General features: G+C 38.6%; 15 protein-coding genes. 5 read left to right on the top strand and 10 right to left on the bottom strand.

The window, feature by feature from the left end; all coding sequences use genetic code 11:
* Positions 1-167: 167 nt before the first annotated feature.
* On the bottom strand, positions 168-1,469 hold the full coding sequence (locus ACFSR8_RS07525) for an MFS transporter (RefSeq protein WP_380290628.1): 1,302 nt from the start codon (positions 1,467-1,469) through the stop codon (positions 168-170).
* 912 nt (positions 1,470-2,381) lie between these two features.
* The gene (locus ACFSR8_RS07520; RefSeq protein WP_380290626.1) at positions 2,382-3,536 is read right to left on the bottom strand and encodes a DUF7486 family protein; all 1,155 of its coding nucleotides are present in this window, start codon (positions 3,534-3,536) and stop codon (positions 2,382-2,384) included.
* Between the two features lie 178 nt (positions 3,537-3,714).
* On the opposite strand from ACFSR8_RS07520, the gene ACFSR8_RS07515 reads away from it, so the two are divergent.
* Positions 3,715-5,913 (top strand): amino acid permease, encoded by a 2,199-nt coding sequence (locus tag ACFSR8_RS07515; protein WP_380290624.1) that lies wholly within the window; start codon positions 3,715-3,717, stop codon positions 5,911-5,913.
* A gap of 368 nt (positions 5,914-6,281) precedes the next feature.
* Here the strand turns inward: ACFSR8_RS07515 and ACFSR8_RS07510 are convergent, their stop codons facing one another.
* On the bottom strand, positions 6,282-7,736 hold the full coding sequence (locus ACFSR8_RS07510) for a DUF3360 family protein (RefSeq protein ID WP_380290622.1): 1,455 nt from the start codon (positions 7,734-7,736) through the stop codon (positions 6,282-6,284).
* Positions 7,737-8,072: 336 nt separating this feature from the next.
* Between ACFSR8_RS07510 and ACFSR8_RS07505 the strand changes: the two genes are divergently transcribed.
* On the top strand, positions 8,073-8,966 hold the full coding sequence (locus tag ACFSR8_RS07505; protein WP_380290620.1) for a peptidoglycan DD-metalloendopeptidase family protein: 894 nt from the start codon (positions 8,073-8,075) through the stop codon (positions 8,964-8,966).
* A 92-nt stretch (positions 8,967-9,058) separates the two neighbouring features.
* Here ACFSR8_RS07505 and ACFSR8_RS07500 read toward each other — a convergent pair whose 3' ends face one another.
* The 3 genes from ACFSR8_RS07500 to ACFSR8_RS07490 all read right to left on the bottom strand — a co-directional run bounded on the left by ACFSR8_RS07500 (position 9,059) and on the right by ACFSR8_RS07490 (position 11,035).
* Entirely contained in the window at positions 9,059-9,682 is a 624-nt protein-coding gene (locus ACFSR8_RS07500; protein WP_380290618.1) for a hypothetical protein, read from the bottom strand.
* Positions 9,683-9,843: 161 nt separating this feature from the next.
* Complete coding sequence (locus ACFSR8_RS07495; RefSeq protein WP_380290616.1) at positions 9,844-10,722, bottom strand: hypothetical protein; 879 nt, start codon at positions 10,720-10,722, stop codon at positions 9,844-9,846.
* On the bottom strand, positions 10,667-11,035 hold the full coding sequence (locus ACFSR8_RS07490; RefSeq protein WP_380290614.1) for a hypothetical protein: 369 nt from the start codon (positions 11,033-11,035) through the stop codon (positions 10,667-10,669). The genes ACFSR8_RS07495 and ACFSR8_RS07490 overlap by 56 nt, the downstream gene beginning before the upstream one ends.
* Positions 11,036-11,259: 224 nt before the next feature.
* On the opposite strand from ACFSR8_RS07490, the gene ACFSR8_RS07485 reads away from it, so the two are divergent.
* Complete coding sequence (locus ACFSR8_RS07485) at positions 11,260-11,838, top strand: dTDP-4-dehydrorhamnose 3,5-epimerase family protein (protein ID WP_380290612.1); 579 nt, start codon at positions 11,260-11,262, stop codon at positions 11,836-11,838.
* Here the strand turns inward: ACFSR8_RS07485 and ACFSR8_RS07480 are convergent.
* The 3 genes from ACFSR8_RS07480 to ACFSR8_RS07470 all read right to left on the bottom strand — a co-directional run bounded on the left by ACFSR8_RS07480 (position 11,809) and on the right by ACFSR8_RS07470 (position 14,247).
* Positions 11,809-12,675 carry a glycosyltransferase family 2 protein gene (locus ACFSR8_RS07480; protein ID WP_380290610.1) on the bottom strand — a complete coding sequence of 289 codons (867 nt, stop codon included), beginning with the start codon at positions 12,673-12,675 and terminating at the stop codon, positions 11,809-11,811. The genes ACFSR8_RS07485 and ACFSR8_RS07480 overlap by 30 nt on opposite strands.
* Positions 12,675-13,595: a Gfo/Idh/MocA family protein gene (locus ACFSR8_RS07475; RefSeq protein ID WP_380290608.1), complete on the bottom strand. Its 921-nt coding sequence runs from the start codon at positions 13,593-13,595 to the stop codon at positions 12,675-12,677. Before ACFSR8_RS07475 ends, ACFSR8_RS07480 begins: the two co-directional genes overlap by 1 nt.
* Positions 13,596-13,689: 94 nt before the next feature.
* Entirely contained in the window at positions 13,690-14,247 is a 558-nt protein-coding gene (locus ACFSR8_RS07470; RefSeq protein ID WP_380290607.1) for a DUF4251 domain-containing protein, read from the bottom strand.
* 398 nt (positions 14,248-14,645) lie between these two features.
* Here ACFSR8_RS07470 and ACFSR8_RS07465 point away from each other — a divergent pair, with 398 nt between their 5' ends.
* Positions 14,646-16,724 carry an HAD-IA family hydrolase gene (locus tag ACFSR8_RS07465; protein ID WP_380290605.1) on the top strand — a complete coding sequence of 693 codons (2,079 nt, stop codon included), beginning with the start codon at positions 14,646-14,648 and terminating at the stop codon, positions 16,722-16,724.
* Between the two features lie 132 nt (positions 16,725-16,856).
* Here ACFSR8_RS07465 and ACFSR8_RS07460 read toward each other — a convergent pair whose 3' ends face one another.
* Complete coding sequence (locus ACFSR8_RS07460; protein ID WP_380290603.1) at positions 16,857-17,333, bottom strand: Hsp20/alpha crystallin family protein; 477 nt, start codon at positions 17,331-17,333, stop codon at positions 16,857-16,859.
* Between the two features lie 277 nt (positions 17,334-17,610).
* Between ACFSR8_RS07460 and ACFSR8_RS07455 the strand changes: the two genes are divergently transcribed.
* Positions 17,611-19,980, top strand: coding sequence for a TonB-dependent receptor domain-containing protein (locus ACFSR8_RS07455; RefSeq protein ID WP_380290601.1), 2,370 nt, complete (start codon positions 17,611-17,613; stop codon positions 19,978-19,980).
* The last annotated feature ends 6 nt before the right edge of the window (positions 19,981-19,986 follow it).

The following is a 19,986-nucleotide window of genomic DNA, read 5'->3' as shown; positions in this document are numbered from 1 at the left end:
CAATTTACTGATTATCAGTAAGATGAACAACTTTTTTCTTTTAAATCATAATGCACAACGGGTTAATACAAATATCTAATTAGTTAAACACTTCCTTCAGAATGAAGTTCATTTAAATAAAAAGCTGCCGAGGTATAAGTCAATCTAGTGAATACAAACTTAAAGCACTACCCAGGCCTCCTAACCCCAACACCCCCAATAATCAACACCAGCAAAAACACAAAAGCCAATAGAGCTACATATTTATAATCACCCAAATAAGTAAAAGAGGCACTAAACATACTGGGAGCAATGGCACTGGCAATCACCAAAAAGCTCATGGCCTTGCCCGTAATGGCGCCCAAATGCGCCCTGCCGTAGTATTTGGGCCAGGTCACTGCATTAAGCACGGCAAAGAGGCCACTCATGATTCCAAGACCACCAATCAAGGCATGCACTCCTGCGGTGTCTTCCAAAAACCATAGGCCTGATACGGCCAAAAGACCACCGAGGAGCATGAGATAAATAAAGATTTTATGTGCCACATAATCGCTTAAAATATTGGCTATCGTGGATACAGTAATGCCAGTTATGGAAATGGGGATAAAAATGGCAATGGCCTCGCCCTTGGTATAGCCTTGGGTTTCGAAAATGGATACCACATGAAAGGTCATCCCCGTGATAAAAAAACTGTTAAACGCCAATGCCAGACCAATAATCCAAAAGGCGCGGGTTTGTTTGGCTTCTTTTAAGGTGAAGGATTTAGAGGGGGTTTCAGCGGATGAACTGGCCTTTTTTGAAATGATTTTTTTGCCATCGGGAATAAGGCCATAAGCTTCCGGGGCATTTTTGTAAAACAACAGTACCAATACGCAAAAACAAAAGAGGCTTAATGCCAAAATCTGCCAACTCCCCTGCCAGCCATGATTGTCAATTAAATAGTCCATCAACAATGGCGAACTGGAAAACCCCAAGGACACCGTAATACTACTAATGGAATTGATTTTCCCACGGTTTTTATCAAACCACAGCATCACCATATTCCGGGAGGTCATCGTCAATACCCCTTGGCCACTAAAGCGCAACATAAAAAACAAGAGGGTGATTACCACAAAGGCGACGAGGCTGGTATCCGTATTCAACAGCGATTGGATACCCTCTACAATGCCTTTGGATTGGGACAGCAACAACAAGGTACCCCCCAAACAAAAGGCAGCCAAAAACCCAACAGCCCTCGCCCCTAACCTATCGAACAATATCCCCGCCTTGGTGACAAAAAAGGCACTGAGCAAGGTGCCCAGCATATAGGCGTTACTGAATTCATTGCGGCTTAGGTGCAGTGCATCCTTTACGGGATCGGTAAACAAAGACACGCCTACGGTTTGCCCCGGAATACTGAACAGCACACCGATGCTTCCAAACAACAAAATAACATAACCGTAAAAAAACGGAAATGTTTTGGGTTTGATGAGTTCCAATTGCTTTTTCAAGGGGGGAAATTTTTAAAGCACGAAAGTACTTCAAAAAATGGGATTAGGGAATTTATTCTATGGGAATAAACAATATGATTGGATACAAAAACTCAATAACAGAATAAGCGGAAAGTCTCCAACTATTTGCGTTATGTCATGTCGACAAAGCGAAGGGACGAAGAATCTTATCGTGTTGAATTTATAATGAGATTTCTCACTACGTTCGAAATGACAAAGGTGCTCTAAAAAGTCTGTTTTTGTCAACCTGAACTTGTTTCAGGTTCTTAGTTGCAAATTATTTATAGATTTTGAGATTCTGAAACAAGTTCAGAATGACAGGCGATTTTTTTTGAACATTTATTAAATGTAAAACAACATGTCAGTTCGAGTGATTTCGAGGTACGAGAAATTGTATCGAGAACCATTCGAAGGACTTGTACTATTGTTCTCGATACAAATTTTGCTCACTCTAATCGCAAAATTCACTCGAACTGACAGGAATGACAGCACTATGGATTTGGCAATTATGCTAGTAGGTAAGTGCACTTCGACAGGCTCAGTGTAACACGTTAGGGATAGAACGGCATGTTTGAAATCCTTTTTTAAGCTGGAAGGATTCGCGTTTGGAAAGGCAAAAAATTAGGAGATTGCCGCAGTCGTACCTCCTTCGCAATGACATTGGCAGGTATGCCCGCGTTAGGGATTGCAGTGGCATCCTTTTTAAAACTATGGGAAGACGAGTTTATCCAGTTACAGGTATGTTTGAGATTGCCACGTCGTACCTCCTCGCAATGACATAGTAGTTTTGAAAAGATATAGCGGAAAGCCAGACCCCGCACGTGGCGGGGTAACCTGCCTGCCGGCAGGCAGGCGCCCAAATTATTGATATGATTCCCGATATACTTCCGGAATCACTTAAAACTTTATGGTCTATTGACTAATCGCTTTTAAATGCGCATACACAGGATTGCCCTGCACCCGCATTTCTACCTTTCTATCAAAAATCTTGATCCCTTTTACGGCATTCAGTTTTCCGTCGGGAGCAAACGCTTTGACAGCGTATAAATCACCATTTTCATTGATAGCCTTGACGTTTACAATATTCCCTGAACGGCTTGTGCCTCTTACATCTAGTTTGACATTGTCCGCCGTAATGGCTTTAAGGTCGTAAATCGTGCCATCCCCGTCAATGGCTTTGATGGGTGCATATTCGTCTTCACTATCCATGATTTTGACTGGGATATCTACATCCCCGACAAATGCCCTAACATTCATAAAGCTATGTTGTTTGGAGTCTTGAACAGCTTTGACATCAAAGGCATTACCTTGTTCGTCAAACGCTTTTACGTCCAGGTTTTTACCGTCAGGGGTTACTGCTTTAATATTCCAAATAACGTCTTTAAAATTATTCTGATAGACACCCTTTTTAATCTTATTTTGCTTCGGCATCTTAAAGCTATCCTCATCATCAGAAGGGTGCATGGCTTTTACATGGGCATACACATCATGGCCCCTTAACCCCATTTCCCTGTCCTGAAAATTGATTTTTATCCCCTTAATGTCATTAAGCTCCCCAGTTGGTGAAATGGCTTTTACGCCGTAGAACTTACCCTTTTGTGTAATGGCTTTCATGATGACCACATTTCCAAATCTAACGACGCCTATCACTTCGTGTCGTGTTCCATCAAGGTCCACAGCTTCAAGTTTGTATGCGCTACCGGCATTACTAATGGCCACCACTGGGGCAAACTGCGTACTACTGACCAATATTTTAACGGGCAATATCTCGTCACCCACAAAAGCTTTTACATCCATTAGGTTATCTTGATCAGAATCTTGAATAGCCTTTACATCGAAAGGATCTCCTGCATTATCAAAGACTTTAATGTCAAGGCTTTTTCCATCCGGACGGATGGCTTTAACATTCCAAAAAACATCTTTAAAGGTTTCAGATGTTGCTGTTTCTGCGCTACTCTTACTCTCTTTTGAAGCGCTATTGTTACAGCCCATTAACAAGGCTAAAAATCCAAAAAGAAATAAAAGATAACGGGTGGTGTTTACGAATGAATGGTGTGAAGTTTTCATGATGACTTTAGTTTAGAATGGTCTAAAATTACTAAGCAATACTGTAATTTTTTATGATATTGGTCATGTAAGCAAAGACATATTAATCCTGTATCAATTGAAAGAAAAAGTGAGCTATTTCAACATCATGTATGAAGATTATTAGTAAATTGATGCCAATATTCTTTTTGAATTTTATATGAACGGCAACGCGCCCAAACAGATCAAAAAATTTGGCACTTTTGGTGGTGTTTTTACGCCCACACTCCTTACCATTTTAGGTGTAATTATGTATTTACGCCTGGGCTGGGTGGTTGGAAATGCAGGATTATTAGGGGCCTGGTTGATTATTCTGATTTCCTTTTTGATTACGCTTTGCACCGCTTTGTCCATGTCCGCCATTACCACCAATATCCGTATAGGTGCCGGAGGGGCCTATGCCATCGTTTCCCAGGCATTGGGGCTGGAAGTTGGGGGTAGTTTGGGGATACCGAGGTATATTTCCCAAGGTCTGGCCGTTACGATGTATATTTTTGGTTTTCGCGAAGGCTGGTTGGCTATTTTTCCGGGGCATAACGCCTTCTTGGTGGATATCATTGTGTTCGCTTCATTATTCACCATTGCCTATATCAGCGCCAATCTGGCCATCAAGACGCAATTTATCATTATGGGGATTATTTTGTTGTCCTTTATTTCCATAATTATTGCCGCTTATAATGGTTCAATGGCACTCCCTTTAAGCGATTCTTTAAGTTGGGGAACGTATAAGGGTTCGGTGGAAAATGGGTTTAAAGGCAGTAGTTTTTGGATTGTATTTGCGGTATTTTTTCCTGCGGCAACGGGTATTATGGCCGGGGCCAACATGTCTGGAGAATTGAAAAATCCAAAGAAAAGTATCCCTACGGGAACACTGTGGGCCATTGGAGTCAGTTTTGTGATTTATATGCTCCTCGCCTTTTGGATTTCACGAAGTGCATCTGAAGAAGAGCTGCTCACCAATTATTATGTGATGGTGGATAAGGCCTATTTCGGGCCATTGATTATTGCAGGGGTTTTAGGCGCTACCTTCTCCTCTGCTCTGGCCTCTATTGTGGGTTCGTCGAGGATTTTATTTGCCATGGGCGAACATAAGGTATTGCCCTACTCTACCCTATTGTCAGGAACGAGCGCGACAGGGCAACCCCGGAATGCGATGGTGGTCACAGGAATACTAATATTTCTAACTCTATTATTACGAAATATAAATGCTGTCGCACCATTGGTGACCCTATTTTTCTTGATCACATACGCTATGATTAACATTGTAGTGATTATTGAACAGCGTTTGGGGCTTATCAGTTACCGCCCTGTATTCAAGATTCATAAATGGGTGCCTTGGTTGGGACTCATTTCCTCCATTTTTGCCATGTTTATTATTAATCCTTCGGTAAGTTTAATTTCCATAGCCATAGTATTCGTGGTCTATTGGTACCTCTCTCGCCAAAATCTGGAAACGCCTTTTGAGGATGTGCGCTCCGGCTTGTTTGTATCCTTTGCAGAATGGGCAGCGAAACATACCTGGGGTATGAAGCAATTGCAACAACGGGCATGGAAAGCCAATTTGATGGTGCCCGTACGCGATGTAAATGGTCTAAAAGGCAACTTTGAATTTCTTCGAAATATTGCCCGACCTAAAGGGTCCATCAAATTACTGGGCATTGAACCGTTTAATGAGCATAGTAAATTAGCCTTAGAATTAGAGCGTATTTCAGCTTCCTTTCGGGAAAAAGGTGTGTTTTCTTCATCAACAGTCATTCATGCGAAACAATTTGCTAATGGTATCAATTACGGGAGCCAGGCCTTGCAAGGGGCATTTTTTAAGCCCAATATCATGTTTTTGAATTTACAGAGCCACGACGATTACAATAATGAAATTAAGCCCGTAATGAAGGAATCCATACGATTGGAAATTGGGATTTTACTCTTTAACCTGCATGCCACCGCATTATTGGGACAGCGCAACACGATTAACGTCTGGGTGAGCAACCGACAAGGCAATTGGGAACTGGGCGGTTGGGACATCGGGAATTTGGACCTTTCCATTTTAGTGGCCTATAAATTAAAAATGAACTGGAAGGCTCGTATTCGGTTAATCATGGTTGTGGATGATCCCGCAGAAGAAACAAATGCTAAAAATTTCTTGGAGTCACTTAAGAGTTTGGCGAGGTTACCGGAAACCCTAACAGAGGTTTACATTGGTGAATTTAACGACTTTTTGACCAAGGCGCCATCGGCCGATTTGAATATCTTCGGTATGCAGGATACACTGCCCTTTAATTTTATTAGCAATATGACCGAAAAGACCAATAGCAGTTGCCTATTTGTAAAGGACTCCGGGCATGAGAGTATTTTGGCTTAAGGAGCTTTAAGTTTAGCCTGTTCCTAACTTCATTTGTTGTGATTTAGATCGAATAACTTAGCGTGGGTTCTTCCAAAAATTCATTTAAACTATGTTTTTAAACCTTTTAAGCATTTAGAATAGATTACCATTGTCATTCTGAACGCTGATGAAATCAAAATATGTTTTATTGAAAATGTATTTCCTAGCAACAGAGGAGGAATCTTGTAATAATGAGATATCTCGTCGCTCTCCCGATAGCTATCGGGACTGCTCTGTCGATATGACAAATCACTATTTTTTAGCAATGTTGAGGTATTTCATTAAATAAAATTTAAAGCGAACTTACTTCAGAATTGTATCAGTCTTATCGACAGCCGACCTATTTTTTAAAAAATCCCCGGAATACCAGGAAGCTGACCAACCAAGGCAAGTGCTACAACACATACTAAAAACATGACTCCAGGAATAATCAAGCGCTCTTTCAAGGATAGTTTTTGAGCTCTTTCCCTATCACCAATCAAACCTAAATTATCCAGCAACATAGTTAAAGCCCAACCAAATACGGGGTTAACAAAAGCACAAGCAAAAATACAGGTGCCAGCACTAAGTGCATCATTTTGCTCTTTCACCATTTGCATTCCGGCTTCAAGTAATGGTAAAAACACCCCTACTATAAGGGCTACCCTTAAAACAGGCTCCCACATGGCTAAATCCATAGGATAACCAAACACAGAAGCTAAAATACAGAGTATGGCAGTTAACCAAGCACCACCCGGTATAGGTCTTTTTGCTATAGCCGCAGGAATCATATAAGTTCCCCATGACGACGCTATATTACCACCGCCCAAGAAAGCACCAACCATTTGTCTAATCGAAGATACCGTCATTGTATCATCTACGTCCATTAACACATCCTTTGCCTTTTTAGGATAATTCATTTCTTGAAAAACACGATGCCCTAAATAATCAGGAGACCACATGGCAACAGCCAAAATAGCGAATGGAATAACCGCAACATAGTGTCCAAAATCCGGCCAGCCTAGTTGCCATCCCGTATCTTCTCCCCACCACCAAAGCGGATTAAAATGAGGCAGACCAGGCGCCGTGGTAAACTCAAAACCAACCCCCATGATATATGCAGTGATTCCTGCAATTGCAGAACATAATGGAATGGCTAGCCATCTTTTTCTGACTCTTGCCAAATACGCATAAACAAAAACGGTAATTCCAATAACCACAAAAGAAACGGTACTTGCTTTTTCATTGGATGCCCATAGTTCAAACTTAGATATTTGCCCAATTAAACCAACGGCGCCAAGGTATATGAGAAGCCCGCCTCTTACGCCTACCCCGGTTAACTCCATCAGCTTTGAACCTCCTTTTGTTACACTTAAAAAGAGTCCGAAAACACCGATCAGTATCCCCAAGGCTAACGGATGCCCGCCCGCCGCAGCGATAATAGGTATTAACGGTATCATGGGACCGTGGGTACCGGCCAAATTTGCCCTGGGATTCAGAATAGCCGAAAAAATGAGGACAAAAATACCACCGGCAATTAATAATTCATATCTAACATTTTCTGCAACAAATTCCGGAGAGAGACCAAACTGAACAGCAAATGCCGCCACCATGGCAGTTACCATAACCACTTTTCCTATGGTTGCCGCCAATGCCGGAACTAGATCTTCAAATTCAATGTGGAAATCCTTAAACGGTAAGTGAATTCTCCATCGTTTAAACTTCATGCTTAGTAACTCATGTTCTAGGTAGTCTTCCCTTTTGTCAAATTCGCTTGATTTTTTTCGGTTTTTATTGTACGAATTCTGATTGTCGTTTTCCATGTTTAAAAAAATCTAGTTTCAGTTTAGTTGGCAAAGTTACTTTCATAAAAGGCTTACAAACATGAGTTTTGTCAGTTTAGGATAATTATATCTTATTATAGGTCAAACACTTTACAATCTATTGCGGATTAGAGTGTGAAGGTTGTTGCCAAAAAAGGGAAAGTCATTCAGTGCTAAATAAAAACTTTTGAATGGAACTTACTTTGTATTAAATAATACCAAACTATAATACAGAATAATTGAGGTTTTATTAATTCTTCACAACATTCATTACATTATATCGTTGTAATGCTTAAATTTGCCGTCATCCAACCAAAATTAAGGCTTTAATCCCTCATGAGAGTATTATTTTGTACCGTACTGATTTTAATAAGTTTTCAATCTAACGCACAAAAATCCAATCTACTTTTACCAGAAAAGTTTTTTACTCTAGTGGATTCAAATACTGTTGAAAAGGAAAAAATTCCTGCCCTTCCAGATATTACTGCTGAATATTGGGACAGCACGGTGTATAATCCCTATAAATACGCTCCAGAATTAGACTTCCCACTGAAGCTTACATTTGAAGATACTACTTATTTTTCCCCTATCGGAAAAGCAAAGGTGATAACTTCACGTTATGGTTGGCGTCGGGGAAGAGCACATAAAGGCATCGATATAGATTTGGTGACCGGGGATAGCATTTTTGCGATGTTTGATGGTGTTGTGAGGATGTCGAGATATACTCGTGGTCATGGTCGAACTGTGGTGGTAAGACATTTTAATGGCTTGGAAACCGTATATGCGCATCTGTCCAAATATGGTGTAAAAGAAAATGATACGGTGCAAAAAGGGGCCTATTTGGGCAAAGGTGGCGTTTCTGGAAATGCGCGAGGAAGCCATTTACACTTGGTAATAAATTACAAAGGGGTGTCGATAAACCCTGAGTATATTTTCAAATTTAACGCTGAAAACGAAATAAGAGGCCAAGAGCTTTGGGTGACAAAGAAATGGACCCAACCTATCTTGCACAATTCAAAAAAGCAAAGTAAAATAAAATGTTTGCATACTGAAGAAGAGGCCTTGGCAAGCTTGATTAAAACACGTTCGGTCTATATAGTGAGACCCGGCGATACCTTATCTAGGATTTCAAGAAATAACGATGTTACTATCGCTTCTTTATGCAAAGTAAATACCATTGGCAGAAATTCTGTCCTAAGAATTGGCCAAAAGTTGGTAATTGAGAAATAATTATTGTCTTTGGACTAAAAAGAAAAATGCCAAATCTTTTATCAGATTTGGCATTTTTTAATAACAACTAAAAACTAAACTATCTAAAAGTCTTATATATTTTTTGGGTTTTGGGATAAAACGATATCACGCTTTCCTATTAACATCCCGTCCTTTTCATCTAATTTCAAAATATTATTCAAGCCTTTTTTCTCAATCTTTTTTCTACAAGAATCTCTCAAATGCGGATCATTATCAAAAATGAAGTGCTCGATTGCATATTCTTCGGAAGCATTCGGCTTTTTGATTACACCATGAATTTCCATTAAAGCTTTTGTTGGCCAATACGTACCTGGTACAAATGTGTAAAACGTATATTTTCCATCGGCATCGGTCTTAATCCAACCCTTATGTCTAAGGACACGCTTTCCGTTTACTTTCTTAGAATGGTAATTGCCATAATCGTCTGATTGACATATGTATAAAATTACACCAGAAGCAGGAGTAACACCATCGCTTTTATAAATGGTTCCAGAAATTTTCAATTTATCCGAAATAGTTCCAAAACCGGGAATTGTATCGGTATTATTAAGATTGGCTTCAGAATAATCATAAATGGCATGACGCTTTTTATAATTGTCTGCAATATCTTTTTTTGAAGCAACAGATTGCGCATTCAATGCCATAAAACATGAGGTAACACAAATGCAAACTAGGAATATAAATACTTTTTTCATGGGGCTTGATTTATAATTACCTCAAAACTAAGTCGGTAACAATCCACTCAATAAAAAATCTTATGAATACGCCGATTTTTACGATAAGCGGATTAGACGAAATGCAAACGGTAAATTTTACCGATGAAATGCTTGATTTATAACTGAATGCAATTCGTAAATTATAGTCTACTTAGGATTATTGGAGATAAAAGAACACTAAGTAGGATAAAAAAGTATAGGTAAATTATATAAATGCCCCTAATTTCATAACTGTTGCTTGCCGATAATTGAAATTTATATGATTGGGAAATCGGATCCAATGCAATGAGATAGGCACAAGACATTATATACAGAAAGCTTAAAGACAGACTACCTTTGGTTAATATCAATATACCTATATGAAAGGTGAGTCCGAGGCCAACGGCCAAATTGGTTTTCTTCCGAAATAAGAAAAGAATGGCTAAAAGCAGTTCCATCAACATCGTAAAGACCCCTAAAACCTGAGCTAAAACTAAATCTCCAAAATATGGAGCCAACATATTATATAAAGGCATCGGGTGCCTTACAGTAGCCAGGGCATCAAAAAAATACCCGTTCCACCAGTCGGTATCAAAGCACTTATTAATAGACGCGCCAAAATAAAGAAGGGCTATTTGAATATTAAAGACAAAGGGCCGGTCCGGGAACAAACCACCTAACAAAACAATAATACCCGCGAATAAAAGGGAATTAGAAAAAATAGGCATACTTGATATGATGGAAAAAATCAAGATACCCCCAAAAAGAATCAGTCCCGTTCTGAATTTAAAGCCTAACAAGACAAATGCACCCCCTATCAAAAATAAAGGCAATAAAAGGTGGCTATACACCCAACCTGGGATGCCATCCATAAAAGGAAGGAAAGGCAAATAAGGTAAATTAAACAGAGCCTCCCGCCATAAAAAGCTAGACAACAATAGTAGATATAGCACCAGTGCCTTTGCTCCTATTCTTAAGTTATCCCTAATCATCAAAAGCTCTTGTGTTTGTTCTTGGCCAGTTCCAAATTTGATCTTCACCTTTATTGGTCTGGTATTCCAATTTTACTTCTGCCTGATCTTCTTTACCATACGTCTTTTCGTAACGCTGAATAATGGTCTTAAGATTGTTGATGTTTCTGTTTTCAAAACTAGAGGCTGGTTTGTGATAACGCTCTTCAATGACATCTCGACTTAGTTGAACTCCATTTACTTTAACCGAAATGGAGTATTTCGAGATCTGATCATAAGGAGCCCAACAGAAATATTTGACATCAGTAAACCTTCCAATGATAATGCCCGCAATTTGGATTCCGAAGAAAGCACCTAAAAATATTTTAGAAAATGTTTTCATTATCAAAACACTATTGCTCTACACAAATGTAGCCTTTAAAATTGAACTGAAAAGCCGTATTCAAAATTCAATCATGCCAATTATCCATAAAATGTGCGGATAAACTGTTAATCGAAAATCTATGGAAATACAACTATTTTTTAACCTAAACTGTTGATAACCATATATCTTTAAAAGCCTGAAATTTTTATTTCAGTTTTAATAACCTTAAAATTTTAACCCAAATGAGAAATGCAATGCGTGTTGTTACGGCAAAACAATCCGGACTAATCCAAGGTGTGAACCTACATGATACCATGCTAGTGGATTTAAAAGAAAATGTTGACTATAGAGGTTCCTTTACTGAAATCTTTCAGGAATATTGGGGCTCTGCCATAAGCCCGGTACAATGGAGTATGGTACGCTCAAACAAAGGTGTTTTTAGGGGCATGCATTACCATAGGCGACATGATGAATATTTTAGCATCATGAACGGTAGTTGCTATTTGGGCCTTAAAGACTTTCGCGTCCATTCGCCCACTTATATGAAAACAGCCTTATATTATCTGTGCGGTGAGGATTTAAGAGCTCTAATTTTTCCCGTTGGAATCCTACACGGGTGGTATTATTTAGAGCCATCTTTGCATATCCAAGCGGTTTCAGAATCCTACGCCGATTATGGGGACTCGGATAATTATGGATGCCGATGGGACGACCCAGATTTAGGTATAGATTGGCCCTTTAAGGAAGCCATTCTTTCCGAGAGAGCACAAACTTTTGGAGATTTAAAGGATTTACCGCCTTTTGATAAAAAATTGTCTTAATGACTTAGAAATTCTTTTTGGTAGCATCGACAATGGTCTACCACGAACTAAAAGAGGATTTAGCAATAAGTCCTCTTTTTCGTTTAGGGAATTGAATAAGGCTTCCTGCTTTAACGATTCGTAGTCATGTAGGACCCCGGAATACTTTTTTAATTCTTCAGCACGTTTTTCGGCAGGCCAACCCGGATAGTTTCCTCTTTTGAAATATAAAATGGTAAAATCAAAAGTTGAAGTAAACTTTAAATTGGGGTGGTCAAAAAATTGTAGCCACATGTAAATATCCGTAGGGTGTGTGGAGGGTGTCGTCCTCCATCCCTCGGGTAATTGTTTGTAAAATTCCAAGGTATGTCCAACTTGAGAAAATAGGAACCCACCGGTTTTAACCTTCTTATAATTTTCGGAATTATCATTAATACAATCCCCAAAAAAGCGTTTTCTAACAAAAGAAAGCCATCCATCCTCGCGAACAAAAATACTGGTGTTCACACAGAAATTATGTTGCTGTAAGTGATTTAACATACATTCAATATGATGGGGCAACATTAAATCCCTGTCCAGCAAATAGCATACAACCTCACCTTTGGCATGTTCCATCAATGCTTGATGGCGATAGGTTTCCCCTCTCCTTTCATGCTTAGGATGGTCAAAAAATTTTATGCGGTTATCTTTTGCTTTTAGAGAATTTATAACCTGCCGAGTATCATCATCTACCCCATCTCCAATCACAAAAATTTCAATATCCTTTACCGTTTGGTTTTGGATACTCCCAATGGAATAGGGTAATAACACTCCCCTGTTTTTTGTGGTAGGTACTAAAACTGTAGCTTTAATTGTCATCAGGTCTCTAATAGATTTTCAATTTGAACCAAATGCTGGATAAGGCGAATGCCTTCTTCCAAATCGGTAGGAGGAGCAACACCTCCGTGCAAATAATTAACAAATACCTGTAATTCCAATCGCAGAGGTGGAGTTTTGTCAAAATGGATGCGTTTCGTTTTTATTTCAAAAGGTTCGCTCAAATGACTACCTAAATATACATCCACATAATCTACTTTTTCATCCTTCAAAACTGCTACACCTTCAGAGCCAAAAACCCTAATTTCACGTTGCTTGTCTGGATATCTATTAGATACTTCAAAATGGTAATTCGGAGTATCCCCCAGCAAAGCCGTAACTCCCCGTAAAGAGCCATCATGCCTTTCACCAATAGCCTGTTTTTTTTCGGGAATTGCTCCCAAAATCAATTCACAAATGGATAGGTCGTGAATGGCCAAATTCCAAAGACTGTCTGTATCCTTCCTCGGGCTTGTCCAATTGGCCCTTATAGATTTTGCACCTTTAACGTTGCCTATAGTACCATCGGATGCCAATTTTGCCAACAGTTGTACCCCTGGGTGATATTTCCAAATATGCATCACAAAAACATTGGAGAGCTTCAAAGCTTGAATAGTGTGTAAATCAGCGCCTTTGTTTGTCAATGGCTTTTCTATAAAAATAGGAATGTTGTTATTGGCGAATGCTTTAAGCAAAGCCAAATGCGAACTGGTTGACGAAGCTATGATTAATCCGTCTAAATCTTTCCTTTTAAAACTATCGATATTGGTTTCAAAAGTAGTCGCTCCATTTTTCAAAGCCTCATTTTTATAACCCTTTTCCAATTCCAATACATGGACTTCCGCATTAAGGCAAAGCAATTCCTGCAGTATTTTGTTGCCCCAAATACCATAACCAATCAATCCAATGGATAACTTATTCAAAATAGGTCTGCTTATTTTCTAATAGATTTTCAAAAGTACAGTTTTCATTCAACTATTAAAACATCAATATAGATGCAGACATAGATCCGAGTGTTTACTCCAGTGTTTCTTCCACAATTTCTCCGGAATAACCGATGGAAAAACGTCCCGTGCTATTAACTCTAATATTACTTTTTAAATTGGGAAAGAGGGTGATAAATACGCGAAAGCGTTCATTATTTACAGCACTGTTCGCACTAAAGGATATATTATAACTATTGTTTTTGCCTTCCGCAATTTCATAATTTTCCATTAGCCCATTGAGCTGGATAGCAGTGTCTTGACCATTGTAAGTAATTTGCATCTGGCGTTCGCCAAAGTAAGGTAAAAATGAAGAGATACTATCTCCAGAAATTTTCAAGAAATTCGGGTTTCCAATTAAGTTAATAGCGCTACCTCCATTGTTAGGAAACAAAAGACCTGAGTTAAGTACCTGTTGCATAGCATAGGTGGTTTGCGGATAGGCCCAGTTTGATTCAATATTAAAATCCTTGGATTCTACAAGCAAACTCAAAGCCTCAATCTCAGCTGGAGTGGCTGTAGATTTTGATGATTTGCAAGAAACGCACAGCATAGTTCCCATTAAAATAAGGCCCGCAATATACTTTGACATAATCATGATTTTTAAGAAAATTTACAAAATATTGCAAAAATGATCTGCCAATAAAGCGTTAAAATTTAGTGGTTTGTAAAAAAAACGATGCAAAATTTCATAAAAACAACAAATTTTCAAATAATCCCATTCATTTGATTTTTGAAATATGGAATTAACTACATTTGTCATGAACAAAACGAGAATATGTTCAACTAAATATTTCGTTTCTAAACGATTATTTTTGCTATTAATACCCGATTTGTAAACTTTTGATAAACATTGATTTGTTGCTATATTACATAACTCATCTTTACCAAGATTATTGACCAAACCAATACTTAGTAAATCATTCGTTTTGTATTTAGACCCATCAAATTGCGACAACCATTTTCCCTAAGACAATCGCATTTTGAACCATGAGAGAGCCACTAGTAAAAGAGGTATTTGAGGATACCAGAATTAAATACATTTTCACCGATTTTTTCGACACCATTGTGCATCGCACAGTGCACCCTAATTATGTGCTTCGGCTCTGGGCCAAATATATGGTTAGGGAATTGGGACTGTCCTTGTCAATTGATCATTTGTATTTTACCCGCTATGAGGCTACCCATTATTTGGTGAAACAACGTAAAGTAAATGCTGGCGAAATCCCATATCATCATTTGATTAGGGAAATTTACAGACGCTTAAAAAATCAGCTTAAGAAAAATTTAACTGGGACGTCGGATTATTTCTTGGAGATTAGCCAAGCTTGCGAGTTCAGAGCGGAAAGTAATGTTCAGTTTTTAAATAATGAAACGGTTGAAACTTTGCGCCACTTTAAAAGCAAGGGGCTCAGGGTCTATTGCGTGTCCGATTTTTACACCTCTGAGCAATTGATAAAAAGGTTAATTTCCCATCATGATCTGGAAGATCTATTTGACGGTGTTTTTATTTCGTCTGAGCATGGTTGTAGTAAGCACGAGGCCACATTTTATGACTATCTCATCAATAAATTGAGCATTAACGCAGAAGAGGTTGTGATGATTGGCGATAACCACCGAAGCGATGTGTCCAATGCCAAAAAATCAGGTTTGAAGGCCTTTCATATACCGAATGCCGATCAAATAAAGAAGCAGAAAAAACTGCGTTTTGGCAATGATTTTAAGGACTACAAAAACATCATTAGACACTTGTACAAAAGAGGCAATTCTAAAAAGGTATCGCCTTATAGCGATTATGTCATTTTCTTTAGTCTTTTTATTGAAAAATTATACGCAGAGTGCCGTAAAAACAATATCCAAAATTTGTTTTTCTTGGCACGCGAAGGACTGTTTTTCAAAAAGCTCTTTGATTATTACCAAGATCACAATGCCTTGGAAGGGGGACAATTTGTTGATACGCATTATCTCAAAATGTCCCGTCAGTCGTCTTTACAAATTAGTCTAAAGCCTCTTGAAGAGGAGACATTTAGTTATTTGAAAGCGAATTATGCTAATATGTCAATTAAAAATTTTATCGAAAATTTTACATTTAGTGACAAAGACAAACACGATATTCTGCATAGTTTAGATTCAGATACAGAGTCCAAAATTGAAGGCTTTTTTACTTCAAAGGCTTTTGACGAACTACTGTCCAATACTAAGTTCAAAGCCATATACAAAAAACATCAGATTGAACAAAAAACTGCTTTTTCCAATTATCTAAAATCGTTTGAGGTAGCCTTTGAAAAAGAAGGTGTTTATTTGGTGGACATTGGCTGGGGAGGCACCATGCAGGACGAATTATATAAGTTTTTTGATAAAACCATACCCGTAAAGGGGTACTATTTAGGACTAAAGGAATTCCGCTCATCCATCAACGCGGATACCGCTCGTTGGGGTCTTAATTTTGAAATCAGCCCATATTTAAACTATGCTGATCAAATTATGATGGCCAACACCGAATTGTACGAACAATTAGCCCAAGCCCCTCATGGCAGTACAATGGGCTATCAAGACGATGCCAGCCAATATACCATTGAATACCACGAACCACATGAAAAGGCAGTTTACGACAAATATATAGCGGAAAGCCAAGATGTTATGTTCGGTTTATTTCAAGAATATTGTAAACGCACTAACACCATTTGTTACGAGCCGGAAATGGCTCAGAGCATTGTTACAAAGTATGCGTTAAAAATTGGCACCCACATTCCTAAACGCAAATTGAAATGGGTACAGGCTATTTCAGAAGGCTTTTATTCCAATATTGGGAACAATGCTGTTGGGGCGGATTCATACAAGATGAGTATTCTTCAGGGACTTAAAAATAATCTGCCCACAATTAAAAAGTATTTGATTTCCCCTGAGGAGATGGTGAAATACATCATGCGTTCCAAATTATCGCTGTACAAAAAGAACAGACTGTTGTATATCCCCACCTCACCGATTTACTACTATATTTTACTCAATAGAAGAGTCAAAAAAATTATTGGCAAAAAAGTGTATTTAAAATACTCGCATTTTAGGTAGAAACAGGATTTTTAAGTGTCAAGACCCATTTCGTAACACCTCAATAAACGCCTATAAATCTCATTTTTTGTAGCTAACAAAAAAAGAGGCACAGTGCGCCCCTTTTTCTAAAAACATTTAAAAAACTAATAATTAAGAAATTTCTATTGTTCTCGCAGGCTTTGGTTTAGCCTCTTCCCTTTTTGGAAGTTTCACGCTCAAAATGCCTTCTTCATAAGTTGCTTTAATTTTGCTTTCGTCAATGGACTCGGGCAAGGAAAATGTTCTCTTGAAAGAGGAATAACCAAACTCTTTGCGCGTATAGTTGCCCTTGGAAGTTTCGGTTTCTTCTTTATGCTCCGTCGAAATTGATAATACGTCGTTGTCCAAATCGATATTAAAATCGTCTTTTTTAAATCCTGGTACCGCTAACTCTATGAAGTAATCATCCTTGGTCTCCATTATATTCACTTTCGGTATGGAAAAACCAGTACTAAATTCGTTACCGAATACAGAAGGAATGGTATCCGTATTAAATAAATCGTCTATCCAGTTTGACCATCCTCTATTAGTTAAACCAGAATTTTTATGCGCCTGTCCGTTTCTTGGAATATTCATTAGTGCACTCATTGTATTTTAAATTTTAGATTAAACTTTAATATTTTAATTTTCACTTTCGTAATAGACAAATGAAATGCCAAACGAATTTTTCGGGAATTTTGACAGTTGAAGCACCTTTAGATTCCCAATCCTTTAAGTTTAACGACAAAATGTCTTATTTTAACCTCTTTGCGATGTCAATATGTCATTGAATCCATTGGTTACAAACCTTAGTTAATACCCCGGGTTTATATTTCTGAGCCAAAACTATAAACGTATATTTGTTGTATCAACAATCAGAACATCAATGCTTCACTCCCATTTACGTTATATTTCAATTATTGTTTTGATATTTCAATGTGCAGTTTTGAAGGCGCAAAACCATGACATCAGAGTTGTTGGAAAAGTGGTAGAGGCCAACAGCAATCAACCTATTGCCTACGCAACAATTTCGATATTGAGCAACTCTGAAATGAAACCCATAACCGGGGGCATCACCAAGGACGACGGCTCATTTTCAATTACAACCAAGGCTTCAGATTTTTACATTGAAATCAGTTTTATGGGCTACACAACCAAGTCATTCCCTTCATTTGAAATTAAAAACCAAATGATTGACCTGAAGACTGTTGTTCTCGAGGAAAACCAAGAGGCGCTGGATGAAGTTTTTATACGTGCAGAAAAATCACAAACCGAATTTAAGTTAGACAAGCGTGTATTTAATGTAGGGAGGGACCTGAGCACTACTGGGGCAAGTGTTTTTGAGGTTTTGAATAATGTCCCGTCGGTTAATGTAAATATTGAAGGCGAGGTCAGCCTTCGGGGAAACCAAGGCGTTCAGATTTTGATTGATGGGAAACCCTCGGTTATAGCAGGTAATGATGGCAATGCATTGGGAACAATTACCGCCGATATGATTGAAAAAATTGAAGTCATTACCAATCCATCTGCAAAATATGATGCGCAGGGGACGTCGGGAATCATCAATATTGTAATCAAAAAATCGGATAAGAGGGGCTTAAATGGATCGGCTACTTTAAATATGGGCGTTCCCAACAGCAATAGTTTTGGGCTCAGTCTTAACCGCCGTACGGAAAAGTTTAATTTTTTCAGCCAAATGGGTATTGGGCTGAGGACCTTTCCTAACGAAACGGAATCCATCAACAGAAATTTATCCAATGACACGATCATATCGAGTAGCGGTGAAAGTGCATTCGATGAAAAGTTCAATAACATCCTGATTGGTGCGGATTATTATATCAATAGCAGAAATGTGGTTACGCTCTCGGGCTCTTATGCTTTTGAAACAGAAGACCAAGGCGTCACTTCCTTTTTTACGCAAGAAACCCAAAACGACATGGGTGTTTGGAGGCGCAATGAAACTACGGAGGCAACGAATCCCAAATTACGCTACGAACTTCAATACAAAAAAGATTTTAAACGGCACAAAGACCAAACATTGCTTTTCAGCGCACTGGGAAGTTCCTTTAGAAAAGACCAGTCTTCAGAATTTCAAAATACCACTTTAGCAGGAAATAGTAACGACTTGAGGCAACGCTCCAGAACAGACTACAAATTGGAGGAATTCACTTTTAAGTTAGATTACACGCATCCGTTTTTAGAGAAATACGCGTTTGAAACTGGAGCGCAGTATGTTATAAATATTGTAGGGAATGACTTTGAAGTTAGCGATTTTGAGAACGGAGATTGGGTGAGTATTCCAGAATTTACCAATCTATTTGATTTTACGCAAAAGGTGTTCGGGCTTTATGCCACAACAGCTTATGAAGGTGATGTTTGGGGACTAAAGATTGGTTTGCGGATGGAACAGACAGATATTGATACCTTGTTGGAAACCACCAACGAAGAGAATGACCAAGATTATGTCAATTTATTTCCAAGCGCCCATACCTCCTACAACCTTACGGATAATTTTTCATTGCAACTAGGGTATTCCAGACGGATTAATCGCCCAGGCCTTAGAAGTTTGAATCCATTTTCCAGTATTCGCAATAATTTTAGTATTTCTACCGGAAACCCAAAACTGCAACCAGAATTTACAAATTCCTATGAGTTTACTGGCATTCAAAAATTGGACAAAGCATCTTTCAGTTTTAGCATCTACCACAGATATACCCGAGATGTCATTGAGCGTATTACGAGGTTTGAGGATAATGTGAGCCTTTCTCAACCAGAGAATATCGGAACAAATAGCACCACAGGTTTTGAGATGAACGGGAAATACTCCCCTTCCAATTGGCTGACGATTAATGGTGACTTCAATATTAATTTTTTCATCAGAAAAGGTGTTTTCGAAAATACCTCATTCGATTTTAAGGGAGATCGTTGGTCTTCCAGATTAACTTCAAAATTCAAGCTTCCTGCTGACTTTGAAACGGAAATAACTGGCAATTATCGATCTCGATTTATAACCTTGCAACAGGAAATCGTTGAGAACGTATTTATGGATTTCGGCCTGAGAAAGAAAATATTCAAAGGGAAAACCATTTTGAATTTGAGTATCCGAGACGTTTTTGCTTCAAGAATCAACAAAAGCATTACCTCCCAACCTGAGTTCTATTTGCTTAACAGCCGTCAACGCGGACGCTTTGTATCCTTCGGAATTAGTTATGGCTTTGGCAAGGGCGAGGCCATGGAGTTTTCTGGTAGGCGCTGATAGCAA

The sequence above is a fragment of the Hyunsoonleella rubra genome, from assembly GCF_042684665.1.
Classification (GTDB): Bacteria; Bacteroidota; Bacteroidia; order Flavobacteriales; family Flavobacteriaceae; genus Jejuia; species Jejuia rubra.
The sequence above is the reverse complement of the archived record's forward strand: the minus strand, read 5'-3'. Positions and strand labels throughout refer to the sequence as shown.